The sequence below is a fragment of the Methylococcus capsulatus genome, assembly GCF_036864975.1.
Classification (GTDB): Bacteria; Pseudomonadota; Gammaproteobacteria; order Methylococcales; family Methylococcaceae; genus Methylococcus.
Genome location: NZ_CP104311.1, coordinates 1,114,336 through 1,140,173 on the forward strand (window position 1 = coordinate 1,114,336; position 25,838 = coordinate 1,140,173).

Annotated in this window: 23 protein-coding genes; 19 read left to right on the forward strand and 4 right to left on the reverse strand. The window is 61.2% G+C overall.

From position 1 onward, the window contains the following. Nucleotides 1–66 precede the first annotated feature (66 nt). On the reverse strand, nt 67–2,646 hold the full coding sequence (clpB, locus tag N4J17_RS05520; protein WP_198322172.1) for an ATP-dependent chaperone ClpB: 2,580 nt from the start codon (nt 2,644–2,646) through the stop codon (nt 67–69). A 234-nt stretch (nt 2,647–2,880) separates the two neighbouring features. Between clpB and N4J17_RS05525 the strand changes: the two genes are divergently transcribed. Genes N4J17_RS05525 through N4J17_RS05535 form a run of 3 tightly spaced genes read left to right on the forward strand, consistent with a single transcriptional unit; the run spans nt 2,881 to nt 4,839 of the window. Beyond that, nucleotides 2,881–3,207 (forward strand): hypothetical protein, encoded by a 327-nt coding sequence (locus N4J17_RS05525; protein WP_198322171.1) that lies wholly within the window; start codon nt 2,881–2,883, stop codon nt 3,205–3,207. A gap of 26 nt (nt 3,208–3,233) precedes the next feature. Continuing rightward, nucleotides 3,234–4,088 (forward strand): DUF692 domain-containing protein, encoded by an 855-nt coding sequence (locus tag N4J17_RS05530; protein ID WP_198322170.1) that lies wholly within the window; start codon nt 3,234–3,236, stop codon nt 4,086–4,088. Next, nucleotides 4,081–4,839: a DNA-binding domain-containing protein gene (locus N4J17_RS05535; protein WP_198322169.1), complete on the forward strand. Its 759-nt coding sequence runs from the start codon at nt 4,081–4,083 to the stop codon at nt 4,837–4,839. The genes N4J17_RS05530 and N4J17_RS05535 overlap by 8 nt, the downstream gene beginning before the upstream one ends. 7 nt (nt 4,840–4,846) lie before the next feature. Here N4J17_RS05535 and N4J17_RS05540 read toward each other — a convergent pair whose 3' ends face one another. The 3 genes from N4J17_RS05540 to N4J17_RS05550 form a co-directional block, all read right to left on the reverse strand. Continuing rightward, nucleotides 4,847–7,855, reverse strand: a complete 3,009-nt coding sequence (locus tag N4J17_RS05540; protein ID WP_232470295.1) for a DUF748 domain-containing protein — start codon at nt 7,853–7,855, stop codon at nt 4,847–4,849. Between the two features lie 259 nt (nt 7,856–8,114). Beyond that, on the reverse strand, nt 8,115–8,558 hold the full coding sequence (locus tag N4J17_RS05545; protein ID WP_198322168.1) for an NfeD family protein: 444 nt from the start codon (nt 8,556–8,558) through the stop codon (nt 8,115–8,117). Then, nucleotides 8,555–9,484: an SPFH domain-containing protein gene (locus N4J17_RS05550; protein WP_198322167.1), complete on the reverse strand. Its 930-nt coding sequence runs from the start codon at nt 9,482–9,484 to the stop codon at nt 8,555–8,557. The genes N4J17_RS05545 and N4J17_RS05550 overlap by 4 nt, the downstream gene beginning before the upstream one ends. A gap of 322 nt (nt 9,485–9,806) precedes the next feature. Here N4J17_RS05550 and pap point away from each other — a divergent pair, with 322 nt between their 5' ends. The 16 genes from pap to glmS all read left to right on the forward strand — a co-directional run bounded on the left by pap (nt 9,807) and on the right by glmS (nt 25,761). Continuing rightward, nucleotides 9,807–11,279 (forward strand): polyphosphate:AMP phosphotransferase, encoded by a 1,473-nt coding sequence (gene pap / locus N4J17_RS05555; RefSeq protein ID WP_198322166.1) that lies wholly within the window; start codon nt 9,807–9,809, stop codon nt 11,277–11,279. Nucleotides 11,280–11,362: 83 nt separating this feature from the next. Next, nucleotides 11,363–13,249, forward strand: coding sequence for a tRNA uridine-5-carboxymethylaminomethyl(34) synthesis enzyme MnmG (mnmG, locus tag N4J17_RS05560; protein WP_198322165.1), 1,887 nt, complete (start codon nt 11,363–11,365; stop codon nt 13,247–13,249). Next, nucleotides 13,240–13,872, forward strand: coding sequence for a 16S rRNA (guanine(527)-N(7))-methyltransferase RsmG (rsmG, locus tag N4J17_RS05565; RefSeq protein WP_232470294.1), 633 nt, complete (start codon nt 13,240–13,242; stop codon nt 13,870–13,872). Before mnmG ends, rsmG begins: the two co-directional genes overlap by 10 nt. Further along, on the forward strand, nt 13,873–14,661 hold the full coding sequence (locus N4J17_RS05570; RefSeq protein ID WP_198322164.1) for a ParA family protein: 789 nt from the start codon (nt 13,873–13,875) through the stop codon (nt 14,659–14,661). Between the two features lie 21 nt (nt 14,662–14,682). Continuing rightward, nucleotides 14,683–15,531 carry a ParB/RepB/Spo0J family partition protein gene (locus N4J17_RS05575; protein ID WP_198322163.1) on the forward strand — a complete coding sequence of 283 codons (849 nt, stop codon included), beginning with the start codon at nt 14,683–14,685 and terminating at the stop codon, nt 15,529–15,531. A 55-nt stretch (nt 15,532–15,586) separates the two neighbouring features. Continuing rightward, the gene (locus N4J17_RS05580; protein ID WP_198322162.1) at nt 15,587–15,964 is read left to right on the forward strand and encodes an ATP synthase subunit I; all 378 of its coding nucleotides are present in this window, start codon (nt 15,587–15,589) and stop codon (nt 15,962–15,964) included. 21 nt (nt 15,965–15,985) lie between these two features. Next, complete coding sequence (gene atpB / locus N4J17_RS05585; protein WP_198322161.1) at nt 15,986–16,765, forward strand: F0F1 ATP synthase subunit A; 780 nt, start codon at nt 15,986–15,988, stop codon at nt 16,763–16,765. Between the two features lie 55 nt (nt 16,766–16,820). Then, the gene (atpE, locus tag N4J17_RS05590) at nt 16,821–17,066 is read left to right on the forward strand and encodes a F0F1 ATP synthase subunit C (RefSeq protein ID WP_010959380.1); all 246 of its coding nucleotides are present in this window, start codon (nt 16,821–16,823) and stop codon (nt 17,064–17,066) included. A gap of 62 nt (nt 17,067–17,128) precedes the next feature. After that, nucleotides 17,129–17,602: a F0F1 ATP synthase subunit B gene (locus N4J17_RS05595; RefSeq protein ID WP_198322160.1), complete on the forward strand. Its 474-nt coding sequence runs from the start codon at nt 17,129–17,131 to the stop codon at nt 17,600–17,602. Between the two features lie 6 nt (nt 17,603–17,608). Next, nucleotides 17,609–18,145, forward strand: coding sequence for a F0F1 ATP synthase subunit delta (locus N4J17_RS05600; RefSeq protein ID WP_198322159.1), 537 nt, complete (start codon nt 17,609–17,611; stop codon nt 18,143–18,145). A 14-nt stretch (nt 18,146–18,159) separates the two neighbouring features. After that, a complete protein-coding gene (atpA, locus tag N4J17_RS05605) occupies nt 18,160–19,701 on the forward strand; it encodes a F0F1 ATP synthase subunit alpha (RefSeq protein WP_198322158.1) in 1,542 nt (513 codons plus the stop codon). A gap of 10 nt (nt 19,702–19,711) precedes the next feature. Beyond that, nucleotides 19,712–20,575 carry a F0F1 ATP synthase subunit gamma gene (atpG, locus tag N4J17_RS05610; RefSeq protein WP_198322157.1) on the forward strand — a complete coding sequence of 288 codons (864 nt, stop codon included), beginning with the start codon at nt 19,712–19,714 and terminating at the stop codon, nt 20,573–20,575. Between the two features lie 35 nt (nt 20,576–20,610). Then, nucleotides 20,611–21,993 (forward strand): F0F1 ATP synthase subunit beta, encoded by a 1,383-nt coding sequence (gene atpD, locus N4J17_RS05615; RefSeq protein WP_198322156.1) that lies wholly within the window; start codon nt 20,611–20,613, stop codon nt 21,991–21,993. A 25-nt stretch (nt 21,994–22,018) separates the two neighbouring features. Then, nucleotides 22,019–22,441 carry a F0F1 ATP synthase subunit epsilon gene (locus N4J17_RS05620; protein ID WP_198322155.1) on the forward strand — a complete coding sequence of 141 codons (423 nt, stop codon included), beginning with the start codon at nt 22,019–22,021 and terminating at the stop codon, nt 22,439–22,441. Between the two features lie 114 nt (nt 22,442–22,555). Further along, a complete protein-coding gene (glmU, locus tag N4J17_RS05625; RefSeq protein WP_198322154.1) occupies nt 22,556–23,941 on the forward strand; it encodes a bifunctional UDP-N-acetylglucosamine diphosphorylase/glucosamine-1-phosphate N-acetyltransferase GlmU in 1,386 nt (461 codons plus the stop codon). Further along, entirely contained in the window at nt 23,929–25,761 is a 1,833-nt protein-coding gene (gene glmS / locus N4J17_RS05630; protein WP_198322153.1) for a glutamine--fructose-6-phosphate transaminase (isomerizing), read from the forward strand. The genes glmU and glmS overlap by 13 nt, the downstream gene beginning before the upstream one ends. The last annotated feature ends 77 nt before the right edge of the window (nt 25,762–25,838 follow it).

Consider the following 25,838-nt stretch of genomic DNA (forward strand, 5'->3'; position numbering starts at 1 on the left):
TCTAATTACCGAAGATTACCGTCACGTTACAACTCCGAGTCAGGCCGGAGGGTTCGGCCAGCGAGGTCACTCCATCCTGGAGAACTTCAGCTCCCCGTTCTCGACATCCACCCCGATCACGTCGCCGGGCGCGAAACGGCCGGCGAGTATGTCCAGCGCCAGAGGATTTTCCAGCTCCTGCTGAATGGTCCGCTTCAGCGGCCTTGCACCATAGACCGGGTCGAATCCAGCCTCGCCGAGCAGATCCAGCGCTGCGTCCGATACCACCAGGGACAGGTCACGTGCCTGCAGGCGTTCCTGGAGATGGCGGACCTGGAGCCGGGCGATGGCGCGGATCTGTTCCCGCCCCAAGGGATGGAACACCACCACCTCATCGATGCGGTTGATGAACTCCGGCCGGAAATACTGGCTCACGACCTCCATGACCTCGGCCTTCATCTCGGCGTAATGCGCTTCACCCGCCAACTCCTGGATGCGGTTGGAACCGAGGTTGGACGTCATTACCACCACGGCGTTGCGGAAATCCACGGTGCGGCCATGACCGTCCGTGAGGCGGCCGTCATCCAGCACCTGCAGCAGCACGTTGAAGACGTCCGGATGGGCCTTTTCGACTTCATCCAGGAGGATCACGGAATAGGGCTTGCGCCGCACGGCCTCGGTGAGATAGCCGCCCTCTTCATAGCCGACATAGCCCGGCGGTGCCCCGATCAAGCGAGCGACGGAATGCTTTTCCATGAATTCCGACATGTCGATGCGCACCATTGCCTCGTCGGTATCGAACAGAAACTCGGCCAGGGCTTTGCACAGCTCGGTCTTGCCCACGCCGGTCGGCCCCAGGAAGAGGAACGAACCGTTCGGCCGGTTGGGATCGGCCAGACCCGCGCGGGACCGACGTATGGCGTTGGCCACTGCGGTGATTGCCTCCTGCTGGCCGACCACCCGCCGACTCAGGTTCTCCTCCATGTGCAAAAGTTTCTCGCGCTCACCTTCGAGCATCTTGGCCACCGGAATCCCTGTCCATTTGGAAACGACCTCGGCGATCTCCTCGTCGGTGACCTTGTTGCGCAGCAGACGGAACTCGCCGTCTTCGCCGGCTTCGGCCGCGGCAAGACGTTTTTCCAGCGTCGGGATCAGTTCGTACTGGATCTGGCCGGCGCGGGTCAGGTCGCCGCTGCGCTTGGCATTTTCCAAGTCCAGTCTGGCCTTTTCCAGTTCCTCCTTGATGCTGGCTGCGCCGGACAGCCGTGCTTTTTCGCTCTTCCAAATCTCTTCCAGATCAGCGTATTCCTTTTCCAGCTTGCCAATCTCGCCCTCCAAGGCTTCCAGCCGTTTCTTCGAGGCCTCGTCGGTCTCCTTCTTCAAGGCTTCGCGTTCGATCCTGAGCTGGATCAGACGGCGGTCGAGCCGGTCCATCTCCTCCGGCTTGGAATCGATCTCCATGCGGATGCGGCTGGCGGCCTCGTCCACCAGGTCGATGGCCTTGTCCGGCAACTGGCGGTCGGTGATGTAACGGTGCGACAACGTCGCGGCGGCCACGATCGCCGGATCGGTGATGGTGACGCCATGATGGACCTCGTAGCGCTCCTTCAGACCTCGCAGGATGGCAATGGTGTCCTCCACCGTCGGCTCGTCCACCAGCACTTTCTGGAAGCGCCGTTCGAGCGCCGCATCCTTTTCTATGTATTTGCGGTATTCGTCCAGCGTGGTGGCGCCGATGCAATGCAATTCACCGCGCGCCAGCGCCGGTTTGAGCATATTGCCGGCATCCATCGCCCCTTCCGCCTTGCCGGCACCGACCATCGTATGCAACTCGTCGATGAACAGGATGACGCGGCCTTCCTGCTTGGCGATGTCGTTGAGCACGCCCTTCAGCCGCTCCTCGAACTCACCGCGGAACTTCGCCCCGGCGATCAGCCCCGCCATGTCCAGCGCCAGCAGGCGCTTGCCCTTCACGCCTTCCGGCACTTCACCGTTGACGATGCGCTGGGCCAGTCCTTCGACGATGGCCGTCTTACCCACACCGGGTTCGCCGATCAGTACCGGGTTGTTTTTGGTGCGCCGTTGCAGCACCTGGATGGTTCGACGGATCTCATCGTCGCGGCCGATCACTGGATCGAGTTTGCCGCGTTCGGCCCGCTCGGTCAGATCGATCGTGTATTTCTGCAAAGCCTGGCGCTGTTCCTCCACGTTTGGATCATCCGCCGCCTGGCCGCCACGCATCGCCTGGATCGCATGTTCCAGGGCTTCCTTGGTCAACCCCGCCTTGCGCAGGAGCTCGGCAAGTTCGCCGCGCGATTCCAGCGCCGCCAGCACGAACATTTCGCTGGTAATGAACTGGTCGCCGCGCTTCTGGGCGAGCTTGTCGGTCAAGTTGAGCACCCGCGACAAGTCGGCGGAAATCTGCACGTCCCCACCCACGCCTTCCACCACCGGCAGACGCTCCAGCGCGGTGCTCAAAGACTGCTGCAACTGCGGCACGTTGGCGCCCGCCTGAACCAGCAGCGGCCGCACCGTACCACCTTCCTGATTGAGCAGCGCGGTCATCACGTGCACCGCTTCGATGAACTGGTGATCACGTCCGAGCGCCAGGCTCTGGGCATCGGCCAGGGCCGCTTGAAACTTGCTGGTCAGTTTATCCATTCGCATCGGTTCAAACCCCTCAAGGTCGTTTTCAATTGTCCGAGGTTGTGAGGGCGGGTGCGCCCATTTCAAGCATAGTCCCAGAGTACCCAAGGTTTGAGCCATGTGTGACAATAGCCACAGGGGAAAACACCCCGGACAATCGCTTGGCGATTCATGATGACTTTTCGCCCCAGCGTTGTCTAACCAACGCATGCTTCGATCATGCGTGATTACTTACCTTGGAGGATTCAAGCTGCCATGAGCAATAAATTCCAGAAAACGTCGCTGCCGACCGTCGTAGGCACCGCCCTCGCCACTTCCCTGGCTGCCGGTACCGTCGGCGCCGCCGAGAACCCCTTCGCCACCAAGGAACTGACGAGCGGCTACATGCAGGTCGCCGAAGCCGGCAAAGAGCAGAAGGAGATGAAGTGCGGCGCCGAAGTGATGAAAAACAACCCGGAGATGAAGTGCGGCGCCTCGATGATGCAGGGCACCGACACCAAGGCGATGGAAGGCAAGTGCGCCGGCATGAAGAAAGATGGCGCCTCCCCGGCTCCCGCCCCGACCGAAACCCCGAAACCCTGAATCTCCGACGGACTGCGCCGCGCGGGATGAGCAACCAACCCACCGGCATTTGCGGCGCGGGCTTGGGCCTTAGGCGCAGCTTCATCGAATCCGTTGCCGCCGATCCACCGGGATCGGTGAACTTTTATGAAGTTGCGCCCGAGAACTGGATGCGAATGGGCGGCCGCAATGGCCGCCTGTTCCGTTCCCTGACCGAACGCTTCCCCTTCGTCTGCCACGGACTGACGCTCTCCCTCGGCGGACCGGCACCGCTGGATAGGGCGTTTCTCACCGAACTCAAGACCTTCCTGGAACTCCATTCCATTTCCCTCTACAGCGAGCACCTGAGCTACTGCGGCGACGAAGGGCATCTCTACGATCTACTGCCGATCCCGTTCACTGCGGAAGCGGTGCACTATGTCGCGGCGCGCATCCGTCGGGTCCAGGAAATCCTGGAGCGGCGCATCGCCATCGAAAACATTTCCTATTACGCCGCACCAGGCCGGGAAATGGACGAGATTGAATTCCTCAATGCCGTGCTCGCGGAGGCCGATTGCGACCTACTGCTCGACATCAACAACATCTACGTTAACAGCGTCAATCACGGCTATGACCCGACGGCCTTCCTCCTGGCCCTGCCATCCCGGCGCATCGTCTATGCCCACATGGCAGGTCACTACGTACAGGCCCCGGATCTCCTGATCGACACTCATGGCGCGCCGGTGATCGATCCGGTCTGGAATCTGCTCGGTACCGCCTATGAAGCCTTCGGCGTTTTCCCGACGCTGCTGGAGCGGGATTTCGACATTCCCCCTCTGGCGGAGCTGCTGGACGAAGTCGGCACGATTCGAACTCTGCAACAACGAACGGCCCAAGCTGAGCTACGGCTGCGCCATGGTTGAAACCGGATTCGCCTTCCAACGTCTGCAACGGGCATTCACCTCCCACCTGCGGGACCCTGACCGCTTTCCGGCGCCGGCCGGGGTTCCCCCTGAGCGCATCGCGATCTATCGGGAATTGCTGTACAACAACATCGAAAGCTTCATCGGCAACGGCTTTCCAGTCACCAAGCGGATTCTGGGCGAAGAGCGCTGGAATGTGCTGGTGCGAGACTTCTTCGCCCGCCACGTTTGCACCACGCCGTATTTCTCCGAAATCGGCGAAGAATTCCTCGCCTATCTCGAACAAGAGCGGGAAGCGGGCAGGGACGACCCTCCTTTCCTGTTCGAACTCGCACACTACGAATGGGTCGAACTTGCCCTGGCCGTCCATCCGGGCGAGGCGTTTTCGCGACCGATCGGCTTGCCGCTGGACTGGCTGGACCGCCGCGTCGAGATTTCCCCCCTGGCCTGGCACCTGGCCTACCGCTTCCCGGTCCACCGCATCGGTCCGGATTTCATGCCGAATGTCCCCCCTCAGATGCCAAGCTTCCTCCTGGTCTACCGCGGCCGGGACGAACGGGTCCACTTTCTGGAGAGCCCACCATTGCTTTACCGCCTGTTCGAATATTTCGACGAAAGCGGGACCTCCCCGCTGAGGAAGCATATCGAACGGCTGGCGGCAGAAACCGGCGGCGATACCCTGATGCTGAGCCGGCAGGTCGAGCCGGTACTGGCAGACCTCGACGAACGTGGCATTCTCCGCTTCGTCTGACAGCGGCTCAACTCAGGCTCAGCAGGGCAACGGCGTCGCCGTCGCCGGGGTTCAGCTCCACGTCGAGCAGATAAATCCTGTTCGGCTCGATTCCTTTCTGCATCAGATAGCTGCGTATCCCGGCGGCGCGTGCCTGCGCCAGACGGCGTAACTCGAATTCGCTGACGGAGCTGTCCTTCAATGCTTTCCCCCAAGCGCTTGCGAAAAGCGTTCCCGCCAGCACCCGCTCACCCTTCGGCAACTCGGCCCATTCCGCCGCGTCGGGATAACGTAGACGGTAGAAGTGGCTGAACAAGCGGCGGTAATCCCCATCGGACAGGGCTGGAGACCCGGCCGGTCCGCCGTCTGCCGACACTGGGCGCAATTCGATGGCTGTGGCGTTCTCCAGTTGTCGCCGCAACTGCTGTTCGGCCAGCGCGCTTGCATCCCTGCCGCTCCGGGCCGTTCCACGGATTTCCAGGGAAAGCCCGGGACGCTCCGAAAGTGCAGTTGCCAGTCGGTCCAGCTTGCTCTTTTCCACACCGTCCAGTTCGAACGAACCAGGACGGAAACCGATCGCGCCGGCATCATCGCTGCCGCCGTCGAACAGCACCCCGATCGCCGAAAACGGTGATCTGACCACCTGGGCGATCACCCCCATCGCAGCTTTCGCCAACAACCCAGTGATGCTGAATCTAGGATCGTCCAGATTGCCGCTGATGGGCAGATCGATGTGGATCTTGCCGTCCAATCCACGCATCAGGGAGATTGCGAGTTTCACCGGCAAGGAAGTCGCCTCCGGGCTGTCGACACGCTCGCCCAAGGTCAGATGGTCAAAGACCATGTTGTTCTCCGCCAGCAGTTTCCGGTCGGAAAGCCGATAATGCAGGTCCAGATCGGCCTTGCCCTTGTCGATTCGATAACCGGCGAATCTGGCGGAGTAGGGCGAGAGCTCAGTGAGATCGACGTTCGTGAAACGCATGCTGAGGTCGGCGAAGGTGCCGATCCGGAAGGGGTTGATCCGTCCGCTGACGGTCACCGGCGAGGCATCGCTGATACTGCCTTTGATCGAGACTTCCGCCTTGGCGTCCGGACTGGAAGACAAGGACCGGATGACACCGGTCAGATCGTGAATATCGACGGAAACGCTCGGTTGGAGACTGAGATCGGAAAAATCCGCGGAACCATCGCGAACCAGCAGGGAACCGACTGTGACCGCAAGCGGCCGGCTCACCTGACCAGGCGGAGTAGCGGCCTTCGAACGCGGCTGAAACAGGTTCTCGATCACATTGAGCGTGCGCTCCCGACTCACGACGATACGGGCATACGGCTTGTCGGCGATCAGTTCGCGTATGCTCAGCCGATTTGCGGCCGTTTCCAATGTCAGCCCTTCCGCGCGCAACGACCGCCAGTGGATGAAATCCCGTCCTTCCTTTTTATCCAAGGTAACCAGGCCGGCGATTTCGGCCATTCCGCTGAAACGAACGTCGTTCCTCATGGGGCGGTATGCCAAATCCCCCTTGAGATTGAGCCGTCCCTTGGCCAGATCGATCCGGGCGAAACCGTCGAGATAGGATCTGAACGGCCGCAGACTGACGTCTTCCATTTGCAGGCGCAGATCGGCTTCCGGCGGATCGAAACTCCCTGAACCTTGCGCCGTGATCCTGCCCCGCCGGTCCACGCAGGATTCCAGACGGAGCGTGAACTTTCCCCGCCGGCTGTCCACCCCCTGGAGGTGGATTTCCAAACCGTCGAGGACTATAGCAGCAGGCGGATCGGCACCATGATCGGCAAGGCTGAGCCGGTAGTTTCGGATCAGCCCTTCCTCCAGACTGAATGCCCAGCTTTCGTTCGTAGAACCGGTCCCTATCCCGGCGGGTCCGGCACCGATGAAACCGGGCATTTCCAATCCCTCATTCGCTGCAAGCCAAGCGCTGATTTCCGCGTCGGCCGAATCGAACTTCGCCACAGACAAAAACCTTTCCCCGAAATCGGCGCGCAGTTCCTCGGCCGATATTTTTCCGAAACGAATATCCCGTGGCAGGCCTGAAGTGGCGGAAGAATCCTGGAGCTTAATGCCGTCCAATCCGAATGCTTTCGCCGACAACACGTTTTCGTTCCATCCCAGGCCATTCAGTCGGATATTCGAAACCACAGCCTCCGTTCTGCCCGCCCCGCGTTCCTGGGTCAGGGTAACGTTATGGATGACGACGCTTCCGGCCTGCGCTGAAAACTTGGAAAAACCGACTGATAGCTTTCCTATATCTACATTGCCAAGGCGGACATGGAGCCCTAGCGGACCAGGGATGGAAAGAGAATTGATATGGGCTTTGGCCAGTGTCGCCATCGATTTTGCGCCGTCGTATTCCAATTCGTCGAGGCGGATCTCATCGACTTTATTATCGGCAGATGGACCGTTTTCCGCGCGCCATTTAACATCATGCCAAGTCAGATTCGATTTACCGAGAAAAAACACCGGTCCGTCACCGGTTGACTTGTATTCAAACGCCAGATTTCCTTTCATGCTGCCTTTCTGGAGCACGATTCCGATACCTTGGAGATAAGCCGAAACCGCCATCAAATCGAGGTTCTCCACATGGAGATCGGCATGTATCTGAACCGGAACAAGCGTGAGTACTGCAGTGCCATCCAGTTTGGCTTGTCCGCCACCGGAACTTTTCAGTTCCAAGCGTGCGGGCCGACTCAGGTCCGGACCCAGATCGTAAAGATCGGCATTCACTTCCGAGGCGCTGAGCGTGACCTTGCCGCCTTCGTCCATGAAGTCCAAAGTACTGTTTTTGATAGAGAATACCCTGACCATGATGGGAACCTTCGGGGAAAGCGTCTCCCCGGTCTCGGCAATGAGCTTGGTCCAATTGGACATTCCTTTCGCATCCAGCTCGATTCGTATACTGCTACGGTCCGCCGTACCTTCCACGATCAGGCATCTGCTTTTCAGGCTGGCCACCATGTCGATGTCGACAACGGCATGTTCCGCCGTCACAGCGGATTTGCCGTCCGGGGTATCCAGAGCCATCTGATCGAGCTCGAGCCTCCAGGAAAACGGATTGAACCTGACATCCGCCAACCGGAAGGAGCCTTGCAATCGTGCACCGGCTATCGCCGGTAACTCTGTTTTCAAGACATAGGGGACGACCACGAAACCGATAGCCGCATACAAGACGGTGAGGAAAAAAATAGCCGCTGTCGGATAAATCAAGACGCGGGAATACTTATTACGAATGAACTCGAAACGCATTTCCAAGACCGAAAACACTCGATTCGAATGGCGGATATCAGTCGGCGCGCTCGACCTTGAGGATGACACCCTCCACGCCGCACACCCTGATTTTCGTACCGGCGGGACAGTCCTCCCCATGAACCCGCCAAATCGAATCGTCTATACGGATTTTTCCCATGCCGTTGACGATGGGCTGCTCGAGCGTAAGGGTCCGCCCGATGTATTGCGCCGCCCGGCGGTTGAGCAATGGCCGATCGGAAGCGATGGGTTTGCGGCCAATGAACTTTTCGAATACGAAGATGCTGGCCAGGGAAAAGACGGAAAACACCAGCAGCTGGATTTCCCAGCCCAGCCAGGGAAGCAGCCAGAGTACCACTCCCGTCACCACCGCGGCTTCCGCCATCCAGAGGAAATACATGCCTGGAAGAAGGAGCTCGAGTATCAACAGCAAGGCGCCCAATGTCCACCAGTGCCAGAAAACCAGGGTAGACCCGATCATTTGCGGACCTGGGATTCGCCGAAGGTCGCCCGGGCCAGTTCGCCGATACCTCCCAAGGAACCGAGCAGACTGGAGGACTCCAGTGGCATGAGGATGAGCTTGTTGTTCGGCGCCGCGGCCACATCGCGTAGAGCTTCGACGTATTTCTGGGCGACGAAATAGTTGACGGCCTGGATGTCGCCTTCGGCGATGGCCTGGGAAACCAGTGCCGTCGCTCGCGCCTCGGCTTCCGCCAGCCTTTCTCGGGCTTCGGCATCGCGGAAAGCCGCTTCACGCCGTCCTTCGGCTTCGAGGATCGCCGCCTGTTTTTCGCCCTCTGCCTTAAGGATTTCGGCCTGGCGATGACCTTCCGCTTCCAGGATGGCGGCGCGCTTGTCCCGCTCGGCCTTCATCTGCCTGGCCATCGAATCCACCAGGTCCTGCGGCGGAGCGATGTCCTTGATTTCGATGCGCGTGACCTTGACGCCCCAGGGGGTAGTGGCATCGTCCACGACAGTGAGGAGACGTGCGTTGATTTCATCCCGCTTCGAGAGCAATTCATCCAGGTCCATCGATCCCATGACAGTGCGGATATTGGTCATGGTGAGCTGCATGATAGCGAACTGGAGGTTGCTGACTTCATACGCGGCCCGCGCCGCGTCAATGATCTGGTAGAACACCACCCCATCCACCCGGACCATGGCGTTGTCCCTGGTGATCACTTCCTGTGAAGGAACGTCCAGGACTTGCTCCATCATGTTCAGTCGGGCGCCGATCTGATCAATGACTGGACGAATCCAGTTGATGCCGGGACTCAGCGTCCTCGTGTATTTGCCGAAGCGTTCCACCGTGTATTCGGTTCCCTGGGGAACGAATTTGACGCTAAGCACCACCAGTATGATGCAGAGGATAAAGAAAAACAGAACGAACAGTGCAAAGCCGGACATGTGCATCTCTCCTGGAAGCCGGGGAATCAGGCGCAATTAGGATAGCTTGATCGCTCATCGGTCCACATGGCCAAATGCAGAAAGTTCTTGGAAGAAAGAGATTTGATTTACGATTGACCTGGAACAAAACTGTGGGTAACGCATTTTTTTTATATAAATCATATGATTAGGTGGGTATCAAGGATGTTGGCAAAAGAAGGCTGACATGTCGATGGATTGTGGATAACTTGATCTCAGCCGGGCATCGTGAGGGACAGCACACGTTATGCACAGGGAACGACCCGGTTTTCCCCTCCCCACTTCGCCTCCAGGAACCGCGCCGATGTTCGAAGTCGCAGAGCTCAAATCAAGGCTCGATAAAACCTCCTATGCCGCCCAGGTTCCCGATCTCCGAATGCAACTTCTGGATTTGCAGCAGATGATTGAACCGGCGGGGATCCCGGTCGTGTTTCTGGTGGCGGGTCTGGATTGCGCGGGAAAGGGAGACATCATCCACACGCTGAACGAATGGATGGACCCGCGCTACATGGAAACCCATGCCTTCGGGAGGCCTTCGGAAGACGAACGGGAGCGTCCGAACCACTGGCGTTACTGGATGGCCCAGCCGCGGCGGGGCCGGATCGGGATTTTCTCGGTCGGCTGGTACGGACCGCCGCTTGCGGACCGGCTGTATTCGCGTATCGATGAGGCGGTTTTTCTGGCCGAACTGGCCCACATCAACCGCCTGGAAAAAGCCTGGACCAACGATGGCGCCGTGGTGGTCAAATGCTGGCTGCATCTGAGCAAGAAACAGCAGCGCAAAATCATCGAAAAGACCGAGAACGATCCCGAGACCCGTTGGAAGATCACCGAAACCGAGCACGAGCACCTCAAGCTTTACGACGAATTTCTCGTGATCGCGGAGAAGGCGCTACGGGCGACCAATACCCCGGAGGCCCCGTGGTTCCTGGTCAACGGCTACGACTCGCATTACCGGCGGATCGCCGTCGGCCGTCATCTGGCCCAGCGCATCACCGCCCGCCTCGAAGGTGTCCGGGAACAACGTGTCAAACCTGAACCTCCGGTTTCGAGCCCCGGGCCCAGCATCCTCGGTACGGTGGATCTAAAGGTCAAACTCGGGAAAAAAGCGTATCGGGACGAAAAAACGGCCTTTCAGTCCAAGATCAGCCGCCTCACCCGATTGGCACGCCAGCAGAAGCGTTCGGCCATGCTGGTGTTCGAGGGCTGGGATGCGGCAGGCAAGGGGGGCGTCATACGCCGTATCACGCCGGCGATGGATGCGCGCAACTACCGGGTCATTCCGATCCAGGCGCCGAGCGACGAGGAAAGGGCGCATCACTATCTCTGGCGGTTCTGGCGGCATCTCCCGCGCGATGGCAACGTCACTATCTACGACCGGAGCTGGTACGGCAGGGTGCTGGTAGAACGGGTGGAAGGTTTCGCCAGCGACGAGGAATGGCATCGTGCCTATTCGGAAATCAATGACTTCGAGGAGGAACTGACCGGCCATGGCATCATCCTGCTCAAGTTCTGGCTGCACATTTCCAAGGACGAGCAGGCCAGGCGGTTCCGCGAGCGCGAGCAGACCCGTTATAAGCGTTACAAGATCACCGCGGAGGATTTGCGCAACCGGGAGAAATGGGATGCCTATGAACAGGCGGTGAACGACATGGTGACTCAGACCAGCACCACCTATGCGCCCTGGCACCTCATCGCTGCCAATGACAAATACCATGCACGCGTCGAAGTGTTTCGTACCCTGTGTAAGGCGTATCAGCGGGCGCTGAACTACTAGACTTGCCTAACGGCATGAAAAATCTGGTAAACTTCGCCCCCCTCATAGCATTCCCAGCCGGACCGAAGCCGGCGGAGTCCCCGATGTTTTTCCACGACGAATTCGACGTGATCGTAGTCGGCGGCGGACACGCCGGCACCGAGGCCGCTCTGGCCGCGGCGCGGACGGGCGTGCGCACCCTGTTGTTGACGCAGAATGTCGAGACCCTGGGCCAGATGAGCTGCAATCCGGCCATCGGCGGCATCGGCAAGGGGCATCTGGTGAAGGAAATCGATGCCATGGGCGGTCTCATGGCACGGGCGGCGGACCGGGCAGGTATCCAGTTCCGCATCCTCAACGCGAGCAAGGGGCCCGCTGTGCGGGCGACCCGGGCGCAGGCGGATCGCAGCCTCTACCGCAGGGCGGTGCGCGAGGGACTGAGCGTCCAGGAAAACCTCAGCCTGTTCCAGCAAACCGTGGTCGACTTGATCGTCGAAGGTGGCAGAGCGGCTGGCGTCGTCACCCAGATGGGACTCAAGTTCCGTTCCCGCTGCGTGGTGCTCACGGTCGGGACGTTCCTGGCCGGACGCATCCACATCGGCCTGGAAAACTACGAGGGCGGCCGGGCGGGCGATCCGCCGGCGACCGATCTCGCGCGGCGCCTGCGAGATCTGGGATTCAAGGTCGCGCGGCTGAAGACTGGCACCCCCCCGCGCATCGACCGCCGCAGCGTCGACTTCAGCCGGATGGTGGAACAGCCGGGCGATGATCCAACGCCGGTGTTTTCCTTCCTCGGCAGGCGCGAGGAGCACCCGCCTCAGGTGTCGTGTTACATCACCCGCACCAACGAACGTACCCATGAGCTGATTCGAGCCGGTCTCGACCGGTCGCCGATGTTCACCGGCGTGATCGAAGGCATTGGCCCGCGCTACTGCCCTTCCATCGAAGACAAGGTGGTGCGCTTCGCCGAGCGCAATTCGCACCAGATTTTCGTCGAGCCGGAAGGTCTCGACAGCCTGGAAATCTATCCCAACGGCATTTCCACCAGCCTGCCCTTTGACGTCCAACTTGCCGTGGTGCGCTCGATCCAGGGGTTCGAGAACGCCCGGATCACCCGCCCCGGCTATGCGATCGAATACGATTTCTTCGACCCGCAGGATCTCCGTTACTCGTTGGAAACGCGCCACATGGAGAACCTGTTTTTCGCCGGCCAGATCAATGGCACCACGGGCTACGAGGAGGCCGCCGCGCAGGGGTTGCTGGCTGGTTTGAACGCGGCGCGCAAAGCGCGTGACTTGGAACCCTGGTGGCCGAGCCGGGGCGAGGCCTACCTCGGTGTGCTGGTCGACGACCTCATCACCCGCGGCACGTCCGAACCGTACCGTATGTTCACCAGCCGCGCCGAGTACCGCTTGGTGCTGCGCGAAGACAATGCCGATCTGCGCCTCACTGAAACCGGCCGTGCCCTGGGATTGGTGGACGATGCGCGCTGGGCGGCATTCGAAGCCAAGCGCGAAGCCATCGAGACGCTGGGCGGGCGTCTTGCCGCGCGGCGTATCCGCCCCGACAGCAGTCCAGCCGAAAGCCGGAACGCGCTCGCCGCGATACCGCTGCAGCGCGAAGCCAGTCTACTGGATCTGCTCAGGCGCCCGGATGTCGGCCTGGAACTTCTCGCCGGCTATGCTCCGGAGCTGTTCGAAGGTATGGATGGGGCGGTGCGGGAACAGGTGGAAATCGCAGCCAAGTACACCGGCTACATCGAACGCCAGCAGGCCGAAATCGAGCGCGTCCGGCGCTACGAGGCTTGGCAGTTGCCGGACTCCATGGATTACGGCAAGGTCGTCGGGCTCTCCAACGAAGTGCGGGAAAAGCTCGGCCGGGTCAAGCCCGCCACGGTCGGGCAGGCGGCGCGTATTCCCGGCATCACCCCGGCGGCGATCTCGCTGCTGCTGGTGCATTTGCGCAGAACCGGCGCAGCGCAATGCCCCTGAACGCGATGCTCGAGCGGGGTTTGAGCGAACTGGGATCGACGGCCGGGTGCGGTCAGCGCGAACGTCTGCTCCAATTTCTCGAACTATTGCGCCGATGGAACCGGGTGTACAGTCTCACGGCCATTGAAGACCCCCGCGAAGGCGTGCGGCTGCACCTTCTGGACAGCCTTTCGATCGCATCCTTCCTTTATGGCGAGCGGGTACTCGACGTGGGGACCGGCCCGGGACTGCCCGGCATTCCCTTGGCGATCATGCAACCGGATCGGCGGTTCGTCTTGCTCGACTGCAACGCGAAGAAGATCCGTTTCGTCCGGCAGGCGGTGATTGAGCTGGGCCTGGTCAACGTCGTGCCGGTGCAGGCGCGGGTCGAATCTTTCACCGACCCGGCGGGTTTCGACTGCGTGCTGGCGCGGGCCTATGCCTCGCTGGCGGAAATCTGGGCCGATGCGAGCCGTCTGCTCAAGACCGGCGGCTCTGTGCTGGCCCTCAAAGGACGCCGGCCCGAGACCGAACTCGGTGATCTTCCGGCCGGCGTCGCGGTCGGCATCCATCGGTTGCGAGTGCCCGGCGTTGACGCGGAACGGCATCTTGCAGAACTGAGGCCGACAGGGCAGGATTCGTAAATGGGCAAGGCAAAGATCATCGCAATCGCGAATCAGAAAGGGGGGGTCGGCAAGACCACGACCGGTGTCAACCTGGCGGCATCGCTCGCGGTCACGAAAAACAGGGTGTTGCTGATCGATCTCGATCCCCAGGGCAACGCAACCATGGGATGCGGCGTCGACAAGCGAACGTTGCGCCGGTCGAGCTACCAGGTGCTGATCCGGCAGGTGCCGGCGGCGGATGCGATCATTGAACTCGACGGACCGGGTTTCGATCTCATTCCCAGTAATTCGGATCTGGCAGCGGCACAGGTCGACCTCCTCCAGATCGAAGGGCGCGACCGGTGCCTTGCCGAGGCCCTGGAACCCTGTCTCGGTCGTTACCGGTTCGTCCTGATCGACTGTCCGCCCTCGCTGAACATGCTGACGATCAACGCCCTGGTGGCAGCCGACAGCGTGCTGATCCCTATGCAGTGTGAGTACTACGCGCTGGAAGGACTGTCCGATCTGATGGATACCCTGGGCAAGATCCGCGCGACCGTGAATCCCCGCTTGGCGGTGGAAGGTCTGCTGCGCACCATGTACGACACCCGTAGCCGGCTTGCCAACGAGGTGTCCGAGCAACTCTTAGAGCATTTCCCGGACCGGGTATTCCGCACCGTCATCCCGCGCAACATCCGGCTGGCTGAAGCGCCGAGCCACGGCGTGCCGGTCATGTACCACGACAAAAGTTCCAAAGGGGCGCTGGCCTATCTGGCGCTGGCGGGTGAAATCGTCCGGCGCAATGAGCGTAGTACCGCCGCCGCGTAGAAAACGAGCGAACCGACGAGCATGAAGAAACCCGCCTTGGGCAGGGGCCTGGAAGCCCTACTGGGAGACACCGGGCTGGATACGAAGCAGGAGTCCGTGCGGAAACTTCCCATCGAGCACCTGGAACCGAGTCCGTTCCAGCCGCGCAAGGATTTCGACCCGGCCAAACTGCGCGAACTCGCCGATTCCATCAGCGCCCAGGGTATCGTCCAGCCGATCGTGGTGCGTTCTTCGGGGGCGGGGCGTTACCAGATCGTTGCCGGCGAACGGCGCTGGCGCGCCGCCCAGCTCGCCGGCATCCGCGAAGTGCCGGTCGTGGTGCGCGAAGTGCCGGACCAGGCCGCCCTCGCCATTGCGCTGATCGAAAACATACAGCGCGAAGACCTGAATCCGCTGGAAGAAGCCGAAGCGATCCAGCGCTTGCTGGAAGAGTATCGGATGACCCATCAGCAAGTGGCCGATGCCCTCGGCAAGTCCCGCGTAACCATTACCAATCTCAACCGACTCAATGAGTTACATGCCGATGCCAAGGCGTTGCTGCGCGCCGGGGACATCGACATGGGCCATGCCAGGGCCTTGCTCGCCCTCCCTTTCAGCGAACAGGGGGAAGCCGCTCGGCGGGTGGCCGAAAAGCGTTTGAGCGTGCGGGAAACCGAGTCTCTGGTGAATGGCCTGTTGAAAGCCGCCGAAGCCGGTCCGAAACCGGCCATGGTCGTCGATCCCGACATCGCCCGGCTGGAGCGGCGTATGGCCGAGCGGCTGGGCGCCGGTGTCCGGATTCAGCATGGTGCGAAAGGGGCGGGCAGGCTCGTCATCTCCTATGCCAGCCTGGAACAACTCGAGGGTTTGCTGGCGCGCTTCGAACGCTGAACCGGTTTGATCTTTGGAAAACCCGCTGCTATGATGCCGCGGCGTTTGTGCGGGGATGCCTGAAATGTTAGGCGGGCGTTTGTACGGGGGGGTACGACGGATCATCCGCTGGCAACTCGTCGTGATGGTTGTCTGCGGAGCGATTGCCTACGTCGCAGGCGGATGGAAAACAGCAATATCGGCATCTGCAGGGGGGCTGATCGCGTTCTTACCGAATGCGTTCTTCGCACTCCGTTTCGGCTTCTTCGACCCGACCCGGAGCGCCCGCGACATCGTGCGGGCCTTCTATGTCGGCGAGTCCATGAAGCTCGTCTTGACCGGCGTCCTGTTCTTCCTGGCATTTCAATTCCGCGAACTAGAATTTTTGCCGCTTTTCTCCGGATTTATAGGGGCACTCGGGGTGTATTGGATCGCCCTGCTGCAACGAATTTGAACAACTAGAGCAAGGCTGACAATGGCGACAGAAGCGCACGATAGCGGTGGTGCCACCGGTTACATCGTCCATCACCTGACCCCTCTCTCTTCCGGTGAGGGTTTCTGGACCCTGCATGTGGACACGCTGTTCTTTTCGGTGTTCCTCGGTGTGGTGTTCCTGTTCTTCTTCCGCAAGGCCGCCCAACAGGCTACGGCCGGCGTGCCCGGACCCTTGCAGAACTTCGTCGAGATGATCGTCGAGTTCGTCGATACTCAGGTCAAGGACAGCTTCCATGGCCGCAATGCCCTGATCGCACCGCTGGCCCTGAGCATTTTCGCCTGGGTCTTCCTGATGAATGCCATGGACCTCCTGCCGGTAGACCTGCTGCCCGACGTCGGCAAGGCAATCGGACTCGAATATCTGCGCGTAGTCCCCAGCACCGATCTCAACGCCACTTTCGGCATGTCGATCTCGGTGTTTTTCCTGATCATTTTTTACAGCCTGAAGGTCAAGGGCCCGGGCCATTTCGCGATGGAATTCCTGTTCCATCCGTTCAGCCATTGGGCGCTGGTCCCCTTCAATCTGCTGCTGAACACCGTCGAGTACCTGGCCAAGCCGGTCTCCCTCGGCTTGCGACTGTTCGGCAACATGTATGCGGGCGAACTGATCTTCATCCTGATCGCGCTGCTGCCGTGGTGGGTGCAGCCGGCACTGAGCTTCCCTTGGGCGGTGTTCCACATCCTGATCATCACGCTGCAAGCGTTCATATTCATGGTGCTGACCATCGTTTATCTCAGTCTGGCGCACGAGAACCACTAAGGGATGCTCCCGGTTCTTTTTTCTAAATCACTTTAACTGACCTTTTGGAGGAAAAATGGAAACTGTATACGGTATGACCGCGATCGCTGTCGGCATCATCCTGGGCCTGGGTGCCATGGGCACCGCCATCGGCTTCGGCCTGCTCGGCGGCAAATTCCTGGAAGGCGCCGCCCGCCAGCCGGAAATGGTCCCGATGCTGCAGGTCAAGATGTTCATCGTGGCTGGTCTGCTCGACGCAGTGACCATGATCGGCGTCGGTCTCGCCCTGTTCTTCACCTTCGCGAACCCGTTCGTGAAATGAGCTGACCCTTCGCATACGGTTGAAACCTTAGCGAAAGCACTCAAGCAAGTGAGGACAGCGCCGTGAACATCAATGCCACGCTATTCGGGCAAATGGTCACATTCGCGCTTCTGGTGTGGTTCACCATGAAGTACGTCTGGCCGCCCCTATTGCAAGCTCTGGAAGAGCGCAAGAAAAAAATCGCCGAAGGTCTGGCTGCGGCCGAAAAAGGCAAACATGAGATGGAGCTCGCCGAAAAGCGGGCGACCACCGCTTTGAAGGAAGCCAAGGACAAGGCTGCGGAGATCGTGAACCTGGCTCAAAAGCGCGCCAACGCCCTGGTGGACGAATCCAAGGAGGCGGCCAAGATCGAGGGTGAGCGTATCCTCGCGAATGCCCGGTCCGAGATCGACCGTGAGCTGGAAAATGCCAAGGAAGAGCTCCGTAAACAGGTTTCCGTGCTGGCGATCAGTGCCGCCGAGAGAATCCTGCAGCGGGAGGTCGACCAGAATAAGCACAAGGAAATCCTCGCCGGACTCGGCAAGCAGTTGGGCTAGACACCGATGAGCGAACTGACCACCCTGGCCCGCCCCTATGCCGTCGCCGTATTCAAGGCGGCCAAGGAAGCCGGCAACACGCAGGAATGGGCCGATATGCTCGAATTCCTGAAGCACGTCATGGCCGATCCCCTCATGCAGCGGGCCGCCAGCGATCCGAAGGTAGGCAAGGACAAGTTCATCGCCAACTTCCTGGACCTCTGCAAAGGCCATGTCACTCCGGAAGGCGAGAATTTCATTCGTCTTCTGGCGAGCAACGGCCGCCTGGGGCTGGTCGGGGCGATCGCCGACATGTTCGCCGAATTCCGGGCGGAGGAGGAAGGTTACGTCGATGTCGACGTCATTACCGCCTATCCGCTCGAAGAGAGCGAAAAAACGAATCTCAATGCGTTGGTGGAAAAGTGGATGTCGCGTAAGGGGCGCCTTCACGTCACCGTGGATGAATCCCTGATCGCCGGCGTCATCCTGCGCGCCGGCGGCCGGGTCGTCGATGCTTCCATCCGTGGCCAGCTCCAGCGACTGGCGAAACGACTCTCCAATTAAAATGAGACAGTATCATGCAATTGAACGCGTCTGAAATCAGTGAACTCATCAAGCAGAGGATCGGGAAGTTCGATCTCGGCGTTGAGTCACGCAGCGAAGGAACCATAGTCAGCCTGACTGACGGCATCGTCCGCATCCACGGTCTGCAAGACGTGATGCAAGGGGAAATGGTGGAGTTTCCGGGCAGCACTTACGGTATGGCGCTGAATCTGGAGCGCGACTCCGTCGGTGCCGTGGTGCTCGGTTCCTACGAGCATCTTTCCGAAGGCGACACGGCCAAATGCACCGGGCGCATTCTGGAAGTGCCGGTGGGTGAGGCGCTGCTCGGCCGTGTGGTCGACGCGCTGGGCAACCCGATCGACGGCGCCGGGCCGATCGATGCGAAGGCGTTCTCGCCGATCGAGAAGATCGCGCCGGGCGTCATCTCGCGCCAGTCCGTGAGCCAGCCGCTGCAGACCGGTCTCAAGGCCATCGACTCGATGATCCCGGTGGGCCGGGGTCAGCGCGAGCTGATCATCGGTGACCGTCAGACCGGCAAGACCGCCATAGCGATCGACGCCATCATCAATCAGAAGGGCACCGGCGTTAAGTGCATCTACGTCGCCGTCGGCCAGAAGCAGTCCTCGATCGCCAACGTGGTGCGCAAGCTGCAGGAGCATGGCGCGATGGAGCACACCATCGTCGTATCGGCCTCGGCTTCCGAATCCGCAGCGCTGCAGTTCATCGCCCCTTATTCCGGTTGTGCGATGGGCGAGTATTTCCGCGACCGCGGCGACGATGCGCTCATCATCTATGACGACCTGACCAAGCAGGCCTGGGCCTACCGCCAGATTTCGCTGCTGCTGCGCCGTCCCCCGGGCCGTGAAGCGTATCCGGGCGACGTGTTCTATTTGCATTCGCGCCTGTTGGAACGCGCATCGCGGATCAACGCGGAAGAGGTCGAGCGCCTCACCAAGGGTGAGGTGAAGGGCAAGACCGGCTCACTGACCGCCCTGCCCATCATCGAAACCCAGGCCGGCGACGTTTCCGCCTTCGTGCCGACCAACGTGATCTCGATCACCGATGGCCAGATCTTCCTGGAAACCAATCTGTTCAACGCAGGCATCCGTCCGGCCGTGAACGCCGGTTTGTCGGTGTCGCGCGTCGGCGGCGCGGCGCAGACCAAGATCATCAAGAAACTCGGTGGCGGCATCCGTCTCGATCTCGCCCAGTACCGCGAACTCGCGGCTTTCGCTCAGTTCGCATCCGACCTGGACGAGGCGACCCGCAAGCAGATCGAACGCGGCCAGCGGGTCACCGAGCTGATGAAGCAGAACCAGTATTCGCCGATGAGCATCGCCCAGATGGCCGTTTCCCTGTTCGCCGCCAATGAGGGTTATCTGGACGACATCGAGGTCAGCAAGGTGCGCGACTTCGAGGATGCCCTGCAGGAGTACATGAAGTCGCAGTGTGCCGAACTGTTGAAGTCGATCGACGCCACCGGCGATTACAACGACGCGATCCAGGCCGGCTTGCACGAAGCGATCAAGAAGTTCAAAGCGACTCACGCCTGGTAAAGGTGCAGCCATGGCCGTCGGCAAAGAAATCCGTATAAAGATCGCGAGCGTCCGCAACACCCAGAAGATCACGCGCGCCATGGAAATGGTCGCGGCGAGCAAGATGCGCCGCACCCAGGACCGGCTGCAGGCGACCCGCCCGTATGCGCGCAAGATCGCCCGGATCATCAAGCACCTCGCCCAGGCCAACCCGGAGTATAAGAATCCGTTCATGGTCGAGCGTCCCGTCAAGCGGGTGGGTGTGGTGCTGGTGTCGTCCGACCGCGGTCTGTGCGGCGGCCTGAACTCCAACCTGTTCCGCTTGCTGCTGCGGCGGATGAAGGCCTGGGGCGAAGCGGGCATCGACGTCCGCCTGGGCGTGATCGGGCAGAAGGGTGCATCGTTCTTCGGCAGCGTGGGAGCGGACATAGCCGCCCAGGTCGTCCGACTGGGCGACACGCCGCACCTGGAAGGCATTATCGGTGTCCTGAAGGTCATGCTGGACGCATATGGCGAGGGCGAGATCGATGAGCTTTACGTGGCTCACAACGAGTTCGTCAACACCATGACACAGAAACCGAAGCTGGAGTGCCTGGCTCCGATCAAGGCGGAAGAGCTTTCCGAGGAGCTCAAGGGGCATTGGGACTACCTTTACGAGCCGGACGCCAAGAGCGTACTGGACGCGCTCATCGCCCGCTACCTCGAGTCCCTGGTGTTCCAGGGGCTGGTCGAGAACAACGCCTGCGAGCAGGCCGCCCGCATGGTCGCCATGAAGAGCGCCTCCGACAATGCCGGCAAACTCATCAAAGAGTTGCAGCTGATCTACAACAAGGCGCGGCAGGCGGCCATCACGCAGGAAATCGCCGAAATCGTCGGCGGCGCGGCTGCGGTCTAGCGGAACAAGTCAACAGATATCCGAAGAGGGCAGAAATGAGTTCTGGGAAAATCGTACAGATCATCGGCGCGGTGGTCGACGTGGAATTTCCGCGCGAATCCTTACCGAAGATTTACAACGCGCTGCGGGTGGATGAGGGCGGCCTCGTCCTTGAAGTCCAGCAGCAGCTGGGCGACGGCGTGGTCCGCTGCATCGCCATGGGTTCCACCGACGGGGTGAGGCGCGGCGTCGCCGTGACCAACACCGGTGCGCCGATCTCGGTACCGGTGGGTACGGAAACCTTGGGCCGTATCATGAACGTGCTCGGTGATCCCATTGACGAGAAGGGACCGATCGGCGAGAAGGAGCGCTGGGGCATCCATCGCAAGGCACCGTCCTATCAGGATCAGGCGGCCGCCAACGAGCTGCTGGAAACGGGCATCAAGGTGATCGACTTGATCTGCCCGTTCGCCAAAGGCGGCAAGGTCGGGTTGTTCGGTGGCGCCGGCGTGGGCAAGACCGTCAACATGATGGAGCTGATCCGCAACATCGCCATCGAGCACAGCGGTTACTCGGTGTTCGCGGGCGTGGGCGAACGTACCCGTGAGGGCAACGACTTCTACCATGAAATGAAGGAGTCGAACGTTCTCGACAAGGTGTCGTTGGTCTACGGCCAGATGAACGAACCGCCGGGCAACCGTCTGCGCGTGGCCCTCACCGGCCTCACCATCGCCGAGAAGTTCCGCGACGAAGGCCGTGACGTGCTGTTGTTCATCGACAACATCTACCGCTACACCCTGGCGGGTACGGAAGTGTCGGCGCTGCTCGGACGCATGCCTTCGGCCGTGGGTTACCAGCCCAACCTGGCGGAGGAAATGGGTATTCTGCAGGAACGCATCACCTCCACCAAGACCGGCTCCATCACATCCATCCAGGCCGTGTACGTTCCGGCCGACGACTTGACCGACCCATCGCCGGCGACGACCTTCGCGCATCTCGACGCGACCGTCGTACTGTCGCGCCAGATCGCCGAACTGGGCATCTATCCGGCAGTGGATCCGCTGGATTCCACCAGCCGTCAGCTCGATCCGCTGGTGATCGGCCATGAGCATTACGAGACCACCCGCCGGGTGCAGAGCACCCTGCAGCGCTACAAGGAACTGCGCGACATCATCGCCATTCTCGGCATGGATGAGCTGTCGGAAAACGACAAGCTGATCGTCTCGCGCGCCCGCAAAATCCAGCGTTTCCTGTCGCAGCCGTTCTTCGTGGCCGAAGTGTTCACGGGCTCGCCCGGCAAGTACGTTCCGCTCAAGGATACGATCTCCGGGTTCAAGGGGATCGTCGATGGGGACTACGACGATGTGCCGGAGCAGGCGTTCTACATGGTTGGTTCGATCGACGAGGCGCTGGAGAAAGCCAAACGCCTGGCCGCTTGACCGGTCGCCATAGGAGGTAACTGAGATGGCCATGACGATGCATGTGGACATCGTGAGTGCGGAAGGCGAGATCTTTTCCGGGCAGGCCGAGCTGGTCGTGGCGCCGGCCCAGGAAGGCGAGGTCGGTATCGCCGCCAGGCACGCGCCTTTCCTGTCCCCGCTGAAGCCGGGCGAGGTCCGGGTCAAGAGCGAGGGGCAGGAGCCGTTGTCGTTCTACGTCTCCGGCGGCATGCTGGAGGTGCAGCCGTACCTGGTGACGATCCTTTCGGAAACCGCGGTGCGCGCAAAAGACATCGACGAAGCCGCGGCGCAGGAAGCCAAGCGGGCGGCCGAGGAAGCGCTGGCAGACCGCTCCGGCCGCCTGGAATACGCCAAGGCCCAGGCGCAGTTGGCGGAGGCGGTGGCGCAGCTGCGGACACTGGAGAATTACCGCAAGGGCCGGGCTTAATCGGCCCTCCCGCGGTCAAAGGCCCGGTAAAGGTGATGATATGCTTCATCTTTGCCGGGTTTTTTTGTTGGCGAAAAAACCCGCTTTTTCGTTGATCCTCGTGAGGAGACCTGAGTGGAAGTCATTGCTCTCATTCTGGCGGCGGGCCAGGGGACGCGCATGCGTTCCGCTAGGCCGAAGGTTCTGCACCGGATTGGCGGCCTTTGCCTGCTCGAGCATGTCTACCGGCTGGCGGCGGCGCTCGAAGTCCGCGAAACGGTCATCGTTTACGGCCACGGCGGTGAGCAGGCGCTCGCCACGCTGGGGCATTTGCCGGCGACCTGGATCGAGCAAAAGGAGCGCAAAGGGACCGGCCACGCCGTGATGCAGGCCGTGGATCGGATCGGTGACGATTCGAAGGTCCTCGTTCTGTACGGCGATGTCCCGCTTCTGAAAAGGGAAACGGTGGAAACCCTGCTGCACCATGCCGGTGAAGGGAGCCTAGGGCTTTTGACGGTCGAGCTGGACAACCCGACCGGTTACGGCCGCATCATTCGGGACGCCACCGGCAAGGTGCTGCGCATCGTCGAGGAGAAGGACGCCACGCCGGAAGAACGTGCCGTCCGCGAGGTCAACACCGGCATCCTGGCGGTCGAAGGTGCAGCGCTGAAGCGTTGGCTGAAATCCTTGCGGAACGACAACGCCCAGGGCGAGTACTATCTCACCGATATCATTGGCATGGCGGTAGCGGAAGGTTATTTCGTCGATGCGACGCATCCGGCCAGCCCGGACGAAGTGCTCGGCGTGAACGATCGCCGGCAACTGGCCGAATTGGAGCGAATCTTTCAGGGACGCCAGGCGCATGCGTTGATGGAGCGGGGCGTGACCCTGCACGACCCGGCGCGTTTCGACTTGAGAGGTGAAATCGTCGAACTGGGTCGTGACGTGGAAATCGACGTCAACGTGATTCTCGAAGGAAGGATCGCCTTGGGCGACGAGGTGCGCATCGGTCCCAACGTTTATCTGAAGGACACTGTGATAGGACCGGGCGTGGTGGTCCTCGCCAACAGCGTGATCGAGGGCGCGGTGATCGGTGCGGGTTCCAGGATCGGACCTTTCGCCCGGCTGAGGCCGGAATCCGTGCTCGCCGAGGAGGTCCATATCGGCAATTTCGTGGAAGTGAAGAAATCCGACATCGCCTCCGGCTCCAAGGTCAACCATTTGAGCTACATCGGCGATGCGAGCATCGGCGGCGGTGTCAACGTCGGTGCCGGCACCATCACCTGCAACTATGACGGGGTCAACAAGCACCGGACCATCATCGAGGACGGCGCGTTCATCGGCTCCGATACCCAGCTCGTCGCCCCGGTCCGGGTGGGGCGAAATGCCACCATCGGCGCCGGTTCCACCATCACCCGGGATGCCCCGGAAGACTGCCTGACGCTCAGCCGTGCCAGACAGCTCAGCGTGGAAGGCTGGAAACGTCCGGAAAAAGCGAGGAAAGAACCATGTGCGGAATAGTCGGCGCGGTGGCGCACCGCAACGTCACCCCGATACTGCTGGAAGGTCTGCGGCGGCTCGAATACCGCGGCTACGATTCCGCCGGCATCGCGGTGATCGCCGCGAACGGTTCGCTGGAGCGGTTGCGCCGTCCGGGCAAGCTGCGTGAGCTGGAAGCCGCACTCGAATCCGCTCTGGTCGAAGGCGAAACCGGTATCGCTCACACCCGCTGGGCCACCCACGGCGTGCCGTCAGAGCGCAACGCCCATCCGCATGTCTGCCGCGAGCGGGTCGCCGTGGTCCACAACGGCATCATCGAGAACCATGACGCACTGCGGCGGCAGCTCCAGCAGAAGGGTTACGAGTTTCTGTCGGAGACCGATACCGAAGTCGTGGTCCACCAGGTCCATGATTTCCTGGAACAGGGGTTCACCTTGCTGGAGGCGGTGCGGGCCACGGTCGGCGTCCTGGAAGGCGCGTATGCCATCGGCGTCGTCAGTGCCGGTGATCCGGGCCGGCTGATAGCCGCCCGCAAGGGCAGTCCGCTGGTGGTCGGCCTGGGGGCAAGCGAAAACTTCATCGCGTCCGACGTCTTCGCCCTGGTCGGCGAAACCCAGCGCTTCGTCTTCCTGGAAGAAGGCGACATCGCCGAATTAACCACCGAATCGGTCCGGATTTACGGCATGGATGGCGCGCGGGTGGAGCGCCCGGTCCACGAAACCCGGCTGGCTCCGGATTCGGTGGAACGCGGCAAATACCGCCATTACATGCAGAAGGAGATCCACGAACAGCCGGTCGCTGTCGAAAAGACCCTGAGCGGCCGCATCCAGCGGGGCAAGGTGTCGCCTTCGGCATTCGGCGAACGGGCCGAGGCCGCGTTCGAGCACGTCAAGGCGGTGCAGATCGTCGCCTGCGGAACCAGTTACCATGCCGGCCAGGTGGCGCGTTACTGGTTCGAAGCGCTGGCCGGCCTGCCCTGCAGCGTGGAAGTGGCCAGCGAGTTCCGCTACCGCAAGCAGGTCGTGCGGCCCGGCACGTTGTTCGTCACCATTTCCCAGTCCGGCGAGACCGCCGATACCTTGGCCGCGCTGAAAGCCGCCAAGCACCTCGGTTACACGCATACCCTGGCCATCTGCAACGTGCCGGAAAGCTCGATCGTGCGCGAATCAGACTCCAGCCTGATGACACGGGCCGGTCCGGAGATCGGTGTGGCCTCGACCAAGGCTTTCACCACTCAGCTGACCGCCCTCCTGCTCCTGGTGCTGGCGCTGGGCCGCCGCCATGCCTTGGCCGCCGAACAGGAGGCGAAGATCGTCCGCAAGCTGGAGACCCTGCCCGCGCAGATCCGGCATGTGCTGCAGCTCGAGACCGAAATCGCGGCCTGGGCCGAGCTGTTCGGCGACAAGCACCATGCGCTCTATCTCGGCCGCGGCGTGCAGTATCCGGTCGCCATGGAAGGGGCGCTCAAGCTCAAGGAAATCTCCTACATCCACGCCGAAGCCTACCCCGCGGGTGAACTCAAACACGGGCCGCTGGCGCTCATCGACGACGAGATGCCGGTGGTCGCCGTGGCGCCCAACAACGAGCTGCTGGAAAAGCTCAAATCCAACCTGCAGGAAGTCCATGCACGCGGCGGCGAGCTCTATGTGTTCGCCGATGCCCAGGCGCCGATCGAAAACGTGCCCGGCGTCCGGATTCTCCGGGTGGCGGAGACGGATGATGTCGTTGCGCCCATCGTCTACAGCGTGCCGCTGCAGCTCTTGGCTTACCACGTCGCCCTGATCAAGGGCACGGACGTCGATCAGCCGCGCAATCTGGCCAAGTCGGTGACGGTGGAGTGAGCAGGGCGGCCCGAGTGCTCGCCGGAGCCGCCGCGGTCGATTATGGGATAATGACCTATTCGATCCTTTTCCCAGTT

Coding starts and splice junctions, on each gene's coding strand:
- N4J17_RS05540 (WP_232470295.1), bottom strand. CDS start 7,855: ATGGCTCTGGATACCCCGGACGGCAAATCCGCTGTGACGGCGGAACAT.
- N4J17_RS05620 (WP_198322155.1), top strand. CDS start 22,019: ATGGCCATGACGATGCATGTGGACATCGTGAGTGCGGAAGGCGAGATC.
- N4J17_RS05535 (WP_198322169.1), top strand. CDS start 4,081: ATGGTTGAAACCGGATTCGCCTTCCAACGTCTGCAACGGGCATTCACC.
- N4J17_RS05580 (WP_198322162.1), top strand. CDS start 15,587: ATGCCTGAAATGTTAGGCGGGCGTTTGTACGGGGGGGTACGACGGATC.
- atpA (WP_198322158.1), top strand. CDS start 18,160: ATGCAATTGAACGCGTCTGAAATCAGTGAACTCATCAAGCAGAGGATC.
- atpB (WP_198322161.1), top strand. CDS start 15,986: ATGGCGACAGAAGCGCACGATAGCGGTGGTGCCACCGGTTACATCGTC.
- rsmG (WP_232470294.1), top strand. CDS start 13,240: ATGCCCCTGAACGCGATGCTCGAGCGGGGTTTGAGCGAACTGGGATCG.
- N4J17_RS05550 (WP_198322167.1), bottom strand. CDS start 9,484: ATGTCCGGCTTTGCACTGTTCGTTCTGTTTTTCTTTATCCTCTGCATC.
- glmS (WP_198322153.1), top strand. CDS start 23,929: ATGTGCGGAATAGTCGGCGCGGTGGCGCACCGCAACGTCACCCCGATA.
- N4J17_RS05570 (WP_198322164.1), top strand. CDS start 13,873: ATGGGCAAGGCAAAGATCATCGCAATCGCGAATCAGAAAGGGGGGGTC.
- N4J17_RS05525 (WP_198322171.1), top strand. CDS start 2,881: ATGAGCAATAAATTCCAGAAAACGTCGCTGCCGACCGTCGTAGGCACC.
- N4J17_RS05575 (WP_198322163.1), top strand. CDS start 14,683: ATGAAGAAACCCGCCTTGGGCAGGGGCCTGGAAGCCCTACTGGGAGAC.
- pap (WP_198322166.1), top strand. CDS start 9,807: ATGTTCGAAGTCGCAGAGCTCAAATCAAGGCTCGATAAAACCTCCTAT.
- mnmG (WP_198322165.1), top strand. CDS start 11,363: ATGTTTTTCCACGACGAATTCGACGTGATCGTAGTCGGCGGCGGACAC.
- clpB (WP_198322172.1), bottom strand. CDS start 2,646: ATGCGAATGGATAAACTGACCAGCAAGTTTCAAGCGGCCCTGGCCGAT.
- N4J17_RS05530 (WP_198322170.1), top strand. CDS start 3,234: ATGAGCAACCAACCCACCGGCATTTGCGGCGCGGGCTTGGGCCTTAGG.
- atpE (WP_010959380.1), top strand. CDS start 16,821: ATGGAAACTGTATACGGTATGACCGCGATCGCTGTCGGCATCATCCTG.
- N4J17_RS05545 (WP_198322168.1), bottom strand. CDS start 8,558: ATGATCGGGTCTACCCTGGTTTTCTGGCACTGGTGGACATTGGGCGCC.
- atpD (WP_198322156.1), top strand. CDS start 20,611: ATGAGTTCTGGGAAAATCGTACAGATCATCGGCGCGGTGGTCGACGTG.
- N4J17_RS05600 (WP_198322159.1), top strand. CDS start 17,609: ATGAGCGAACTGACCACCCTGGCCCGCCCCTATGCCGTCGCCGTATTC.
- atpG (WP_198322157.1), top strand. CDS start 19,712: ATGGCCGTCGGCAAAGAAATCCGTATAAAGATCGCGAGCGTCCGCAAC.